This window comes from Anaeromassilibacillus sp. 1001302B_160321_C8 (genome assembly GCF_015554745.1).
In the GTDB taxonomy this organism is placed as follows: Bacteria; Bacillota; Clostridia; order Oscillospirales; family Acutalibacteraceae; genus Anaeromassilibacillus; species Anaeromassilibacillus stercoravium.
This window is the reverse complement of sequence record NZ_JADNJD010000023.1, coordinates 17,466-32,563: the sequence shown is the minus strand read 5'-3', so window position 1 is coordinate 32,563 and position 15,098 is coordinate 17,466. Positions and strand designations below refer to the sequence as shown.

The following is a 15,098-nucleotide window of genomic DNA, read 5'->3' as shown; positions in this document are numbered from 1 at the left end:
CTGGTGTATAGCGTTTGTTTGGTATTCCTTTCGGCATAATAATGCACCCCACTTGTTATTCAGTATATCATACTGTCTAACAAATGGGGTGCAGTTCATGCGGGAAGGCCGGCTTTTTCCGTCTTCTTCATTCTTTCCAAAGCTTGTCCTGGAGCTTTTTGATCTTCGAACGGCGCGCCGCCGTCTTTTCTTCGTTGATATGAAGGACGCCCTCGTCGTCGATCTCCAAAACCGTTCCCTCCGTTGCCCCGGCGGGAAGCTCATTGGTTTCAATGGCGAAAAATTTCTGATCTTTATCCTCGCAAATCGCATAGGTGCCCTCAAAACGGTCGATCACCAAAATTCGCATGCTGGATTCCTCCCTTGTTTGAATCCTTTTCATCATACACGAAAGTGCGCTTACGCGCAAGCCTCATTCTCTGTGACCACCCGCACGGTTTCGCCGTCGCTCAGGAACAGGAGCGTCCCGCAGACGTCGGTGCGGTACAACGCAACCCCGGCGCTTCGCAGCCGGCGAAGCACGGTCTCCCGCGGCAGGCGGCTACTATCCCATGCCGTGGAAATCGCCGCATACCGTGGCTGCACTGCGTCCAACAGTGCTTTCCCCGTGGAGGTATCGCTTCCGTGGTGCCCTACCTTGAGCACATCCGCGCGCAACGGCATGCCGCTCGCCAAAAGCGCCTCTTCCTCCTCTCGTTCTGCGTCGCCCATCAATAGAAAGGCCGTGTCCCCGTAGACAACGCGCAAAACGAGCGAATGGTTGTTAAGACCGTCCGCGGCGGACGGCGGCGTCCATACTTCGATCTCCGCCCCGCCGAGGGAAAATGTGGTCCCCGCCTGCGTATACTGCACCGCAATGGCCTTTTCCTGTAAAATCTGCTGGGTCCGGCGGTATTCCACCGTATCCACCGAAAGCTCCGGCGCGATGTATGCCGCCACGGGAAACGCCTGCAACACCTCCGGCAGGCCGCCGATGTGGTCGGCATCCGGGTGCGTGTTCACCACATAGCGCAGGGAATCAATTCCCCGACGGGTGAGATATTGGACCACCTCTTCGCCCCGGTCCGGCGTCCCTCCGTCCACCAGCATGGCCTCGCCGCCGCATTCCAGCAGAAGGCTGTCCGCCTTCCCGACATCCAACACGTGGAGGGCAAAGGGCGCATCGTCCGCCGCATCGGAAAAGGTCCCCAATCCGCAGGCCCGGCGCACGTCGCGCCACACCGCGGACGATGCCGGCAAACAGGCGAAGAGCACGATCACCAGCAAAAGAAGCAGGATCGCAACATACCGTTTCCGTCCCATGCGTTCTTGCCCCATGACGGTTCCCCCTTACCGGCGCTTCCCCCGCCGGTGCTCCGGTTTGTTCTTGGACGGATGCTTCCCACGCTTCGCATCCGTCTTTTTCCTCTGGGGCGCCTCCGGCGCGGGCCCCCAGACAAGGCAATTCTCCCCGCGGCCGATGAGGTCCGTGCGGCCCGCCAGCTTGAGCGCCTCCAGCACCAGCGGTTTATTCTTCGGAATAAAATACTGCATCAAAGCCCGCTGCATCGCCTTTTCCTTGCTGGTGCGCGGGACATAGACTTCCTTCATTGTATATGGGTCCAATCCGGTATAGAACATGCAGGTGGAGATTGTCCCCGGCGTGGGGTAGAAATCCTGCACTTGTTCGGGGTGCAGGTGGTTCTTCTTGATGAAAAGCGCCAGCTCCACCGCGTCTTTCAGCGTGCTCCCCGGATGCGAGGACATCAGGTAGGGAACCAAATATTGCTCCTTGCCGATCTCTTTGGTCAACTTAAAAAAGCGCTTCTGGAAGGCGAGGTATGTTTCGATGTGCGGCTTTCCCATGCAGTCCAGCACGCGCGCCGTACAGTGCTCCGGCGCGACCTTGAGCTGGCCGCTCACATGGTGCTGCACCAGCTCGCGGAAAAAAGTGTCGTCCGGGTCCTCCATCAGGTAGTCAAACCGGATGCCCGACCGGATGAAGACCTTCTTCACGCCGGGCAGGGCGCGTACCTTGCGCAACAAATCGAGATATTCTCTGTGATCCACCTGCAACGCAGGGCACGCCTTCGGCGCAAGGCACTTTTTCCCTGGGCACAGCCCCGCTTTCTCCTGCTTTTTGCAGGACGGGTGCCGGAAATTGGCCGTCGGCCCGCCCACGTCGTGAATATAGCCCTTGAAATGCGGGTTCTGTGTCAACAGCTTGGCCTCCCGCAGGACGGATTCCTCGCTCCGCGTGGTGACCGCGCGTCCCTGATGGAAGGCAATGGAACAAAAATTGCACGCGCCAAAGCAGCCGCGGTTGTGCGTGATGGAGAATTCCACCTCCTGGATCGCCGGCACACCGCCGACCTTCTCATAGCAGGGATGGTAGGTCCGTTCATAGGGAAGCTCATAGACTTCGTCGAGCTCCTTTTGGGTCAGCGGCGGCATCGGCGGGTTCTGTACCAGAATTTGATTCCCATGCCGCTGGATCACCCGCTTGCCGCGCACCGCATCCTGTTCGTCCTGCTGCTTCCGGCAGGACAGGGCATATGCGCGCTTGTCCGCGCAGACCTGCTCATAGCTGGGACATTCCACCGCCGGGCCCGGCCGGTAATCGCGCGTCGGCACCAGGTAGCAGGTGCCGCGCACGTCCGTAATGCTGGCAACCGGCTCCCCATCCAGCAGCCGCTTGGCGATCTCGATGGCCTGCTTTTCCCCCATGCCGTAGGAGATCAGGTCCGCGCCCGAGTCCACCAAAACCGAGGGGTGGACCTTGTCCGCCCAATAATCGTAATGGGCAAACCGGCGCAGCGAAGCCTCCAGGCCGCCGATGATGACCGGCACGTCCGGATAGAGGGTTTTACATTTTTGCGAATAGACTGTGACCGCGCGGTCCGGGCGCAGGCCGGGGCGGTTCCCCGGCGAATAGGCGTCCGTCTTGCGGCGGTTGCGCGCCACGGTATAGTGCGCCACCATGGAGTCGATGTTCCCCGCGTTGACCAGGAACGCCAGCTTCGGCTTGCCAAAGCGTTGAAAATCGCGGTCGGTTTTCCAATCCGGCTGGGACAAGATCGCCACGTGATAGCCGTAATGCTCCAACAGGCGCGAAATGATCGCGGTGCCGAAGGTCGGGTGATCCACATAGGCGTCCCCGGTCACCAGCACAAAATCGGGCGCATCCCATCCGCGCGCCAACATCTCTTCCTTTGTAATCGGTAAAAAAGCCATATTCCTATCCCTTTTGCGTCGTCGGGCCGCTTCGGAAAAGCGGAAGCGGCCCGTGATGGTTTTTATTCGTCTGTTTGGTTGCTCTGCTCGTCGCTGACGCGCATGTTCATCTCCAGCCACTGCTGATAGGTAATCAGCACTTGGCGCGGCTTGCTGCCCTCATGCGGGCCGACAACGCCCATCTGCTCCATCTCGTCGATCAGCCTTCCCGCGCGGGCATAGCCCAGGCGCAGACGGCGCTGCAGCAGCGAGGTCGAAGCCTGGCCAGCCTCCACCACGCACTTGATCGCCTCGGGCATCATCGGATCTTGGTCGGAGTCCGAAGCGTCCGCCCCGGAGCTTCCCTTTTCCGCAACGGCGTTCTTTTCAATCTCCTCTGCGATGCTCGCGTCATAGCCGGGCTCCTGTGACTTCTTGATAAAGTTGACGATGCTCTCGATCTCGCTGTCGCTGACAAAACAGCCCTGGATGCGGATCGGCTTCGGGGAGCCCACCGGCGCGAACAGCATATCGCCGCGGCCCAGAAGCTTTTCCGCGCCGCCCATATCGAGGATGGTGCGGGAATCCACCTGTGAGGAAACCGCAAACGCGATCCGGCTGGGGATATTCGCCTTGATAATGCCCGTGATGACGTCGACCGAGGGGCGCTGCGTGGCGATGACCAGATGCATGCCCGCGGCGCGCGCCATCTGCGCCAGGCGGCAGATGGAGTCCTCCACCTCGTTCGGCGCGGCCATCATCAGGTCGGCCAACTCGTCGATGATGATGACAATCTGCGGCATATGCTGCATGGGCTGGCCCTGCTCATCCTGATAGCCGCAGGAGCTTGCCAGGCGGTTGTACGCCGCAAGGTCGCGCACGTTGTTCTCTGCAAAAATCTTATACCGCTTGAGCATCTCCGTGACCGCCCAACTCAGCGCTCCGGCGGCCTTGCGCGGGTCGGTCACAACCGGTACCAACAATTGCGGGATGCCATTGTAGATGCCGAGCTCGACCACCTTTGGGTCGATCATCAGGAAACGCACCTCGTCCGGCGTGGACTTGTACAAGAGGCTGACGATCAGCGAGTTGATGCACACCGACTTACCGGAACCCGTGGAACCGGCGATCAGCAGATGCGGCATCTTGGCGAGGTCGGCTGTGGCGATTTCACCCGCAATATCGCGCCCCAGCACCACGGTCAGGCGGCTCTTGCTGGTGGCGAAGGTGTTCGATTCGATCAGCTCGCGCATGCGCACCACGCTGACCTTTTTATTCGGCACTTCAATGCCCACCGCGGCCTTTCCGGGGATCGGCGCCTCAATGCGCACGCCGGAGGCCGCCAGGTTCATGGCGATGTCGTCCGCAAGGTTGGTGATCTTGCTGATTTTGACGCCGGCCGCAGGCTGCAATTCATAGCGCGTTACCGCCGGGCCGCGGGAGATGTCCAGAATCTTTGTCTGCACGCCAAAACTCTTCAACGTCTCAACCAGCATCCGGCCGTTTGTCTGCAATTCGTGGGCAATTTCGTTTTCATCCGTCGCCTTGGTGGTCTCCAGCATCGAGACCGGCGGGAAATGGTACTCGCCGTCCTGTGGCGGCTCGTCCATCATGGTGAGCTGCACCTCTTTCGCAGCTGGCTCAGCCGCAGGCTTCCTGTGTTCCACCGGCTTGGGCACGAAGGGCATGGGCGGCTCTTCCGCGGGAGCACCCTCCACGGGCTCTACCACAGAATCCGTGGGCTGTACGCCGATGGGCTTGCGGAACACTTCCGCAGCGTCCTCCGCCTTCGAGGTTCCCGGTCCGTCCTCCATATCCAAAACAGGATCCGGCGAATGGAATACTTTTTCCAATTTTTCGAGTTTCTCGTTCCTCTGCGGCTTAACCGACTTGACCGGATGCGCAGGCAGTTGGTTGGGATCGTCCGGGTCCAACGCAATGTCGATGTTCATATCGCGCTGCCGCTCGATCTGGCGGCGTTCACGCGCCTCGCCGATGTTGTTGGCAACCACCTCCGCCGGCTTTGCGACGGTGCGGAAAAGCTGTACCAGGCTGGTGCCGGTGAGGATCATCACCGCCACAAACAGCAACAGGACAATCACGATGCGTGCGCCAACCGTCCCCAACAGGAGCACCAGCGGGATTCCAAGGAGGCCGCTCACAAGGCCCGCGCCGGAGCGCTCGATGCCCTTTCCATAGAGGCTGCCGAGCGTCTGGAAGAATGGTGCGCTCTCCTGCGCCGACTCCCCAAAGATGTAGAACGCGGCGCACACCAAAATGATGATTCCCACCATGATGCCGATCTTCACGCGCATTCGTCCGTTCCGCCGTTCAAACGCCGTGACAATGGAAATATACAGCAGCAACACGGGCCAGAGGATGGCGCATGTCCCGAACAGGCCCATCAACAGATTATGTAACCAAAGCCATACATGGTCGCCCTCGATTAAAACCAAGCAGGCCATGAAGATGGACAGCGCAAAAAGCACGATGGCCAGAATCTGATTGTGCTGCTTGGCTTCCTCTGCGTGCTTCGCTTCGCGCTCAGCCTTCGTGGTCTTTTTCTCACTGGCCCGGCGATTGGCCGCGCGCTGTTTTTCCGCCTGCCGTCTTGCCTGCGGGCTGCTGCTCCGCTTTGCAGGCGCGCTCTTTTTTGCAGTTTTTGTATTCTTTGCGTATTTACCAGCCACTTTATCCCCCAATTACTCCGGCGGATCGGAGCCGCCATCTATTGAAAAGCAAATATGTAAAGCGCGGCATATGCCGCGCCCATTCTTCCAAAACAAGGCTGAAAGGCCGGCCAGATTCCGTCTCCTACGCAAGGATACGGCCTTTATGCCTTTTTGCCGGTCTTTTTTGTGGACTTTGATGCCTTCTTCTCCGCCTTTTTTGCCTTGTCGATCATCTGATACAAACAGTCGATTGCGTCGGAAAGGCTTCCCAACGAGTCGATCAGGCCCTCCTTCACGGCGTCCGGCCCATCGAGGACCGTCCCCACATCCATCACCAGTTCCTCCGTGTTCATCGCCAGCTCGTAGAAGCGCTGGGGCGTAATATGGGAGTTGTCGGTCACAAACTGGGTAATACGTTCCTGCATCCGTTGAAAATATTCCAGCGTCTGCGGGACCCCCAACATCAGGCCATTCATCCGGACGGGATGGATCGTCATCGTCGCGCTCGGCGCAATAAACGAATGCTTGGCCGCCACAGCCAGCGGCACCCCAATGGAATGCCCCCCACCCAGCACCAGGGAAACGGTCGGCTTTTTCATCCCGGCGACCAGCTCCGCAATGGCAAGGCCGGCTTCCACATCCCCGCCCACGGTGTTCAAAATCATCAACAGCCCATCGATCCGCGGTTCTTCCTCAATCGCCACAAGCTGCGGGATCACATGCTCATATTTTGTGGTCTTATTCTGCGACGGCAAAACATTATGTCCCTCGATTTGGCCGATCACCGTCAGGCAATGGATCATATGCCGGCCATCGCCGGTGATCACCGAACCGTTGTCCACAATCTGGTCGGTCTGCTGTTTTTCATCGTCGCGCGCTTCGCTGCGGTCTTTATTTTCTCCGCTATCGTTTCGGGCGCCGGCCGGCTGCGCTACAGCGTAGCGCGCGGCACGCATGGCCGAATACGTTTTTTCCATACTTGCCACCTCCTACCGCTTAGTGTTCCGGCCCCGCCGCCGTTCATACGCAGCGGGAGTGGAAAAATTGCGGTTCGGTGCAAGTTTCCCCTGTATTATAGCATCATTTTTTTGCGCATTCAACCCAGGCGCCTATCGGGAATCCCCCTTTCGCTCTGGAACTTTTCAAACGAAGATCATTCCTTTGGGGCAATTTCTTGGAATTGTGCCAAAAAACGACGCAGAAATCCTGTAGAAGCATCTGTGTGAATATATTGACAATCTTAGCAATTTGAACGATAATAGGAATAATTAATTAGATAGGATCACTCACGAAAACTTGCGAAAGTAAAATGGAGGAAAATCATATGGGACTGACTTTGGCGCAAAAGATCATTAAAAACCATATTGTGAGCGGCGAAATGACGGTCGGCAGCGAGATCGGCCTGAAGATCGACCAAACCCTCACCCAGGATGCGACCGGCACCATGGCCTATCTGGAATTTGAAGCAATGGGCGTTCCGCGGGTCAAGACGGAGCGGAGCGTTGCCTATATCGACCACAATACCCTACAGACCGGCTTTGAAAATGCGGACGACCACCGCTTTATTCAGAGCATCGCCAAGAAGCACGGCATCTGGTTCTCCCGGCCGGGCAACGGCATCTGCCACCAGGTACATCTGGAGCGCTTCGGCATTCCGGGCAAAACCTTGATCGGCTCCGACAGCCACACCCCGACGGGCGGCGGCATCGGTATGTTGGCCATGGGCGCGGGCGGCCTGGACGTCGCGGTCGCCATGGGCGGCGGCCCCTACTACATCACCATGCCCAAAATGCTGCGCGTCAATCTGACGGGTAAGCTCTCCCCGTGGGTTTCTGCCAAGGACGTCATCCTGAAGGTCCTGCAGATCCTTTCGGTCAAGGGCGGCGTTGGCAAAATTGTGGAGTATGCCGGCGAGGGCGTCAAGAGCCTGACCGTTCCGGAGCGCGCCACCATCACCAATATGGGCGCTGAGTTGGGCGCTACCACATCCATTTTCCCGTCCGACGAGATCACCCGCTCCTTCCTGAAGGCACAGGGCCGCGAGGAGGATTGGGTGGAGCTCTCCTCCGACCCGGATGCGGTCTATGACGAAGAAATCTCCATCGACCTCTCCGAGCTGGTCCCGCTGGCCGCTTGCCCGCACAGCCCGGACAACGTCAAGACAGTGGACGAGATCGGCGCAATCAAGGTCGATCAGGTCTGCATCGGTTCCTGCACAAACTCCTCCTACCTGGATCTGATGCGCGTCGCTTCCATCCTGAAGGGCAAAACCGTCCATCCGGATGTCAGCCTTGCGATCGCCCCGGGTTCCAAGCAGGTTTACAATATGCTCGCACAAAACGGCGCTCTGGCCGACCTGATCGCTGCGGGCGCCCGCATTCTGGAATGCGCGTGCGGCCCCTGCATCGGCATGGGCCAGTCCCCGAACTCCAAGGGCATCTCCCTGCGCACCTTCAACCGCAACTTCGAGGGCCGTTCCGGAACGGCCGACGGCCAGATCTATCTGGTCAGCCCGGAGACTGCAGCGGCTTCCGCTCTGACCGGCGTGTTTACGAACCCGCAGACGTTGGGTGAAGAAGCGCCGATCGCTCTGCCGGAGAAGTTCCTCATCAACGACAATATGGTCGTCGCGCCCGCGCCGGAGAGCGAGATGGACAAGGTCGAGATCCTGCGCGGCCCGAACATCAAAGAGTTCCCCACGACGGACCCGCTGCCGGAAACCATCGCGGCAAAAGCGCTGCTCAAGGTGGGCGACAACATCACCACCGACCACATCATGCCGGCTGGCGCAAAGATCCTCCCCTACCGCTCCAACATTCCGTACCTCAGCAATTTCTGCTTCGGCGTCTGCGATAAGGAATTCCCGGCTCGCTGCCGGGAGTACGGCAAGGGCATTGTGATCGGCGGCGCAAACTATGGCCAGGGCTCTTCCCGCGAACATGCCGCACTGGTGCCGCTGTATCTGGGCGTCAAGGCGGTCATCGCCAAGAGCTTCGCGCGCATCCACTGCGCAAACCTGGCAAACGCCGGCATTCTCCCGTTGGTCTTTAAGGATGAGGCCGATTATGACCGCATCGACCAGATGGACGAGCTGGAACTGCCGGACATCCGTTCCGCCATCGCCGACAATTCGAAGATCATCGTCAAAGATTTGACCAAAGGCATTGAATTTGAGGCGGAAGCGGTTCTCTCCGCACGCCAGCGCGAAATGGTCCTTGCCGGCGGCCTGCTGAACTATACAAGAGAGCAATCCAAATAATTTAAACTATATAAAATAAATGGAGGGATTCCCCATGGCCAATAAAATTCCTATGACCACCCCGCTGGTGGAGATGGACGGCGACGAGATGACCCGCATCATCTGGAAGATGATTAAGGATATCCTGCTCACGCCCTATATCGACCTGAAAACCGAGTATTACGACCTCGGTCTGAAGCACCGCGACGAGACCAACGACCAGGTGACCGTGGACAGCGCCAACGCTACCAAGAAATATGGTGTGGCCGTCAAGTGCGCCACCATCACGCCGAATGCTGCCCGTGTGGAGGAGTATAACCTCAAAGAGATGTGGAAGTCTCCGAACGGCACCATCCGCGCCATGCTGGACGGCACGGTTTTCCGCACCCCGATCCTGGTAAAAGGCATCACCCCGTTCATCCCCACCTGGACAAAGCCGATCACCATTGCGCGTCATGCTTACGGCGACGTATACCGCAATGTGGAGATGCAGGTGCCCGCAGGCTCCAAGGCAGAGCTGGTCGTCACGGATGCGGACGGCAAGGAGACCCGCGCGACCATCCACGATTTCCAGACATCCAGCGGCATCATCCAGGGCGTCCATAACCTGGACAAGAGCATCGGCAGCTTTGCGCGCTCCTGCTTTAACTACGCTTTGGACGAGAAAAAGGACCTCTGGTTTGCAACCAAGGATACCATTTCCAAGCAGTACGATCACCGCTTCAAGGACATCTTCCAGGAAATCTTCGACGCGGAGTACAAAGAGAAATTTGATGCGGCGGGCATCGAATATTTCTACACCCTGATTGACGACGCAGTGGCCCGCGTCATCCGCTCCGAGGGCGGCTATATCTGGGCATGCAAAAACTACGACGGCGACGTGATGAGCGACATGGTCGCCACGGCATACGGCAGCCTGGCTATGATGACCAGCGTCCTGGTTTCCCCGGATGGCGTATATGAATATGAGGCAGCGCACGGCACCGTGCAGCGCCATTACTATAAACATCTGAAGGGCGAAAAGACCTCCACGAACTCCATGGCAACCCTGTTCGCCTGGACGGGCGCCCTGCGCAAGCGCGGCGAGCTGGACGGCAACTCCGCCCTGATGGACTTCGCGGATAAATTGGAGCGCGCCTCCATCCAGACCATTGAAGAAGGCGTGATGACCGGCGACCTGGCCAGCCTCTCCAAGCTGCCGAACAAGACCACTGTGGACACGGAGACCTTCCTGAAGGAGATTGATAAGCGCCTCGCAGCGATGCTCTGATCTCCTTCGTATAAGGCGCAACCTTTACCGGCTTTCTTTTTCTCAAATAGAAAGGACCTTACGAATTATGCCAAAACGGGAAAACATCTCCATGTCCGTTATCCGGCGGCTTCCCCGCTACTATCGGTTTCTCAAGCTTTTGCGGGAAAAGGGCGTCACGCGCATTTCCTCCACCGAGCTTTCGGCAAAGCTGGGGCTCACCGCCTCCCAGATTCGTCAGGATCTCAACTGCTTCGGCGGGTTCGGGCAGCAGGGATACGGCTACATGGTGGATCAGCTTTGTACAGAGATCGGAAACATCCTCGGGCTCTCCCACGCATACAAAGCGGTTTTGATCGGCGCGGGCAACCTGGGCCAAGCGATCGCCTCCCATCTCTCCTTTGAGACAGAGGGCTTCACACTGGCGGGAATCTTTGACAATGCCGACGCCAAAATCGGCCGGACCATCAATGGTCTCACTGTGCGCAACATTGACACCCTGGAGCGGTTCTGCAACCTTGAAAAGCCGACTATGGCCGTTCTCTGTGTTCCGCGCAGCGCGGTGGAATCCTTGAGCGACCGCTTGTATGCGCTGGGAATCCGCTGTTTCTGGAATTTCAGCCACTATGACATCAACATGAAATATGGGGACGCCATTGTGGAGAATGTCCATCTGAACGACAGCCTGATGACGCTCTGTTACCGCATCACAAATGATCCCATGCGCACCACAAAATAATCATAAAAATTATATCCAATAGAGGGTAGGTTCCTGCCAAGGAACTTACCCTCTTTTTATCATTCCTGCATAATTATAGGCTTGTATTCCCGTTTCCGGGCTTCTCGCGTGCCATTTCTTCGGGAAATCGTCCATGTACCGCACCAAAATCTATTTTCGCCGCATAAAGCCGCTAGACGCAAGCGCCATATTCTATCCGGCATATTTTTCCCCCGTCCGGAGATACTACCAGCAAATACAAAGTGGGAGGAAAATAGGATGCCTGACGAGAAAGCAAAGAAGGTTCCCGTGGTAAAAAGGGCGGGAATCCCGGAATCGGAGACCGATGTTGCCGTAGAAGCGCATGCACGCGAAGCCGCGGCAGATGCCGCAATGGACGCCCAAGGGATGATCGATGAGCTGGTGCAGCGGGCCCAAAAAGCCTTGCTTGCCTTTATGGACATGGATCAGGAGCAGGTGGACAACATTGTCCACGCCATGGCGCTGGCGGGTCTGGATCAACACGTGCGCCTGGCAAAGCTCGCCTATGAGGAGACCGGGCGCGGCGTTGTGGAAGACAAAATCATCAAAAATATTTTTGCCACCGAATACATCTGGCACTCCATCAAAGGCCAGAAGACGGTCGGCATCATAGAAGAAAACGAGCTGGAGGACTATGTGGAGGTGGCGGAACCGGTGGGGGTCGTCGCCGGCGTCACCCCGGTGACCAATCCCACCTCCACCACCCTGTTCAAATCGCTGATCTGTATGAAGACGCGCAATCCCATCATCTTTGGGTTCCATCCCAGCGCGCAGAAGTCCTCCGTCGAGGCGGCCCGGGTGATGCGCGACGCGGCGGTCAAGGCCGGGGCCCCGGCGGACTGCATCCAGTGGATCACTGCGCCGTCGATCGCGGCCACCAATGCGCTGATGAACCATCCGGGCGTATCCCTGGTCCTGGCGACTGGCGGCAGCGGCATGGTCCGCGCGGCCTACAGCACGGGAAAGCCGGCGCTGGGCGTTGGACCCGGAAACGTCCCCTGCTATATCGAAAAGACCGCCCGGTTGGAACGAGCCTGCACGGATCTGATGCTCTCCAAGACCTTTGACAACGGCATGATCTGCGCCTCCGAGCAGGCCGTCATTGTGGACGAAGAGATTGCGGACGAATTCGAACGCATTATGAAAGCAAACAACTGCTATTTCCTGCAAGGGGAGGAAATCGAAAAGGTCTCCCATTTTGTCATCAACCCACAGACGCAGGCGGTCAATCCGGACGTTGTCGGCAAGCCCGCCTGCTGGATTGCGGAGCAGAGCGGAATTCAAGTCCCGGATAAGACCAAGATCCTGATTGCCCCTCTGGAAGACGTAGGGCCCCAATATCCGCTTTCGCGTGAAAAGCTCTCGCCTGTACTGGCTTATTTTGTCGTCAAAGGCTACGGCGAAGGCTTTGCAATGGCCAAGAAGATGCTGGAGCTCGGCGGTCTGGGGCATTCGGCGGTCATCCACTCCACCAATCCGGACCTCATCAAAGCCTATGGAAAAGAGATGAAGGTCGGGCGCGTCATCTCCAATTCGCCGTCCTCCCAGGGGGCAATCGGCGACATCTACAACACAAACACCCCCTCCCTGACGCTTGGTTGCGGCTCCTATGGGCACAACTCCACCACGTCCAATGTGTCGTCCGTCAACCTCATCAACCGCAAGCGCATCGCACAGAGGAGGGTCAACATGCAGTGGTTTAAAATACCGCCGCAGATTTACTTTGAAGAGGATTCGATCCAATATCTGGAGAAAATGCCGGACATTGAGCGCGCCTTCATTGTGACCGATGCCACAATGGTAAAGCTGGGCTACGTGGATCGCATTCTGTACTTCCTGCGCAAGCGGCCGGTCTATTGCCATTCTGAGATTTATTCCGATGTCGAACCCGATCCCGATGTATCCACCATCCGCAGGGGTGTGGAGGCCATGCGCGCCTTCCAGCCCGACGTTATCATCGCGCTCGGAGGCGGTTCCGCCATCGACGCGGCAAAGGGCATGTGGCTGTTTTACGAGCATCCGGAGGCCTCCTTTGACGGCCTGCGGCTGAAATTCCTGGACATTCGCAAGCGCGCCTACAAATTCCCACGCCTGGGCGAAAAGGCCAAGCTGGTGGCCATTCCGACCACCTCCGGCACAGGCAGCGAGGTGACGGCCTTTACAGTGATCACCGACCGGCAGAACGGGAACGTCAAATATCCGCTTGCCGATTACGCCGTGCGCCCGGACGTGGCTATCATCGACCCGCAGTTCGTCTGGAACCTGCCCAAGGCAGCCACCCGGGACACGGGCCTGGATGTACTCACCCACGCGATTGAAGCCTATGTCTCCGTCATGGCGAGCGACTACACGGACGGCTTAGCGCTGCAGGCGATCGGCATGGTGTTTGAATATCTGCCGCGCGCTTACAAGAACGGCGCTGCCGACCCGGTGGCGCGCGAAAAGATGCACAACGCCTCCTGCATTGCGGGCATGGCGTTCACCAACGCTTTCTTGGGCTTAAATCACTCCATGGCGCACAAGCTGGGCGGGGAATTCCACATCCCGCACGGCCGCGCCAACGCGGTGATCCTTCCCTATGTGATCGCTTACAACGCCCAAAAGCCCACCAAGTTTACGGCTTTCCCCAAATACGAAACCTTTATTGCAGACAAAAAATATGCAAAAATCGCCGCATTCATCGGATGTGGCGGCCATACTACAGAAGAAAGCGTCCAAAACCTGATCAAAGCGGTCTACCGCTTAGAGCAGGAGCTGGACTGCCCCACGAGTATCAAGGAATGCGGCGTGGACGAAAAGCTTTTCTTTGACCGCCTGCCCGCGCTTGCAGAACGTGCGCACGAGGACCAGTGTACCACAGCAAACCCGCGGTATCCGCTCATCAGCGAAATTGAGGAGATCTATACGCAGGCATATTTTGCGCCGTATCAAGGTTCACAATCTGTTCATTGACTTTTCTATACAAGCACGTTATAATCTTGTTATTAAAATCAGATAATAGCGTGCTTATCATTACATATCATTGAACAGAAAGGTTATTGCTATGAATAAAGACAAAGTAGCGGTTTTAACAGATTCCGGCGGGGACATTCCCAAGGCACTTTTGGAAAGATACGGGATCTATCAGATCCCTTTGCGCATTTTATATAAGGACCGGGAATATCTCGACGGCGTAAACATCAGCGCAAACACGGTGTATGCCATGCTTCCGGTGGAGGTCCCGAAAACGTCCCTGCCGGACGGAGCGATGATTCAAAGCGTCTTTGACCGCATCAAAGCGGACGGGTATGAAAAGGTTTTGGTCGTATGCATTTCCAGTGGGCTGAGCGGCACCTGCAATGTGATGAAAATCCTCGGCGACGCCTACGAGGGGCTGGAATGCTTTGTCCTGGATACCAAAAACATTTCCATCGGAAGCGGTTTTTTCGCTTTGCGGGCGGCACAGTATCTGGAGCAGGGAATGGGCTGGGAAGAATTGCTGCAAAAGATGCCCGCAGAGCTCCCCAACAGCCGCGTCTTTTTCTGTGTGAAAACCTTGGAATATTTGCAGAAGGGTGGACGGATCGGCTTGGTTGCGGCAGCATTTGGAACGGCGCTCAACTTAAAGCCGGTGATCTCCTGCAATGCAGATGGGATCTATTATACGGTCGGGAAGGCGCTTGGACGGATGCAGTCCATCCACAAAATCGAAACCCTTGCACAGCAAACGGCCGGCGATGATGAAGTAGAATTGGCGATTATGCACGGCGGCGCCCCGGAAGAGGCAGAACTCATCCGTGCAGAGCTCCGGAAACGGATTCCCAAAGGAAAAATCACCGTAATGGGGCAGATCAGCCCCGCCCTGGGTGTCCATACAGGCCCCGGCCTATTGGGAATTGGGGTCTTTAAAAAGAGCTGACCCAATCTACCGCAGATAAGCAAAAGGACCCGTATCAATACGGGTCCTTTTGCTTATCGTCTTTCCAGAATAGCCTCTATAAAATACCA

Annotated in this window: 10 protein-coding genes; 5 read left to right on the top strand and 5 right to left on the bottom strand. The window is 57.4% G+C overall.

Going from position 1 to position 15,098, the window contains the following annotated elements:
* Positions 1–127 precede the first annotated feature (127 nt).
* From I2E77_RS12665 to I2E77_RS12645, 5 genes are all read right to left on the bottom strand, one after another.
* Positions 128–349 carry a DUF3006 domain-containing protein gene (locus I2E77_RS12665; RefSeq protein WP_087230761.1) on the bottom strand — a complete coding sequence of 74 codons (222 nt, stop codon included), beginning with the start codon at positions 347–349 and terminating at the stop codon, positions 128–130.
* A 50-nt stretch (positions 350–399) separates the two neighbouring features.
* Positions 400–1,317: a ComEC/Rec2 family competence protein gene (locus I2E77_RS12660; protein ID WP_195451359.1), complete on the bottom strand. Its 918-nt coding sequence runs from the start codon at positions 1,315–1,317 to the stop codon at positions 400–402.
* A gap of 12 nt (positions 1,318–1,329) precedes the next feature.
* Positions 1,330–3,213: a YgiQ family radical SAM protein gene (locus tag I2E77_RS12655; protein WP_191395881.1), complete on the bottom strand. Its 1,884-nt coding sequence runs from the start codon at positions 3,211–3,213 to the stop codon at positions 1,330–1,332.
* A gap of 62 nt (positions 3,214–3,275) precedes the next feature.
* Positions 3,276–5,882, bottom strand: coding sequence for a DNA translocase FtsK 4TM domain-containing protein (locus I2E77_RS12650; RefSeq protein WP_237966399.1), 2,607 nt, complete (start codon positions 5,880–5,882; stop codon positions 3,276–3,278).
* A 143-nt stretch (positions 5,883–6,025) separates the two neighbouring features.
* Positions 6,026–6,841 carry a ClpP family protease gene (locus I2E77_RS12645; RefSeq protein WP_279323491.1) on the bottom strand — a complete coding sequence of 272 codons (816 nt, stop codon included), beginning with the start codon at positions 6,839–6,841 and terminating at the stop codon, positions 6,026–6,028.
* Between the two features lie 347 nt (positions 6,842–7,188).
* Here I2E77_RS12645 and I2E77_RS12640 point away from each other — a divergent pair, with 347 nt between their 5' ends.
* From I2E77_RS12640 to I2E77_RS12620, 5 genes are all read left to right on the top strand, one after another.
* The gene (locus I2E77_RS12640; protein WP_191405380.1) at positions 7,189–9,123 is read left to right on the top strand and encodes an aconitate hydratase; all 1,935 of its coding nucleotides are present in this window, start codon (positions 7,189–7,191) and stop codon (positions 9,121–9,123) included.
* Positions 9,124–9,157: 34 nt separating this feature from the next.
* On the top strand, positions 9,158–10,372 hold the full coding sequence (locus I2E77_RS12635) for an NADP-dependent isocitrate dehydrogenase (RefSeq protein ID WP_087230752.1): 1,215 nt from the start codon (positions 9,158–9,160) through the stop codon (positions 10,370–10,372).
* A gap of 67 nt (positions 10,373–10,439) precedes the next feature.
* Entirely contained in the window at positions 10,440–11,090 is a 651-nt protein-coding gene (locus I2E77_RS12630) for a redox-sensing transcriptional repressor Rex (RefSeq protein ID WP_191441578.1), read from the top strand.
* 258 nt (positions 11,091–11,348) lie between these two features.
* On the top strand, positions 11,349–14,063 hold the full coding sequence (adhE, locus tag I2E77_RS12625; protein ID WP_191521476.1) for a bifunctional acetaldehyde-CoA/alcohol dehydrogenase: 2,715 nt from the start codon (positions 11,349–11,351) through the stop codon (positions 14,061–14,063).
* Positions 14,064–14,154: 91 nt separating this feature from the next.
* Positions 14,155–15,009 carry a DegV family protein gene (locus I2E77_RS12620; RefSeq protein WP_087230745.1) on the top strand — a complete coding sequence of 285 codons (855 nt, stop codon included), beginning with the start codon at positions 14,155–14,157 and terminating at the stop codon, positions 15,007–15,009.
* The last annotated feature ends 89 nt before the right edge of the window (positions 15,010–15,098 follow it).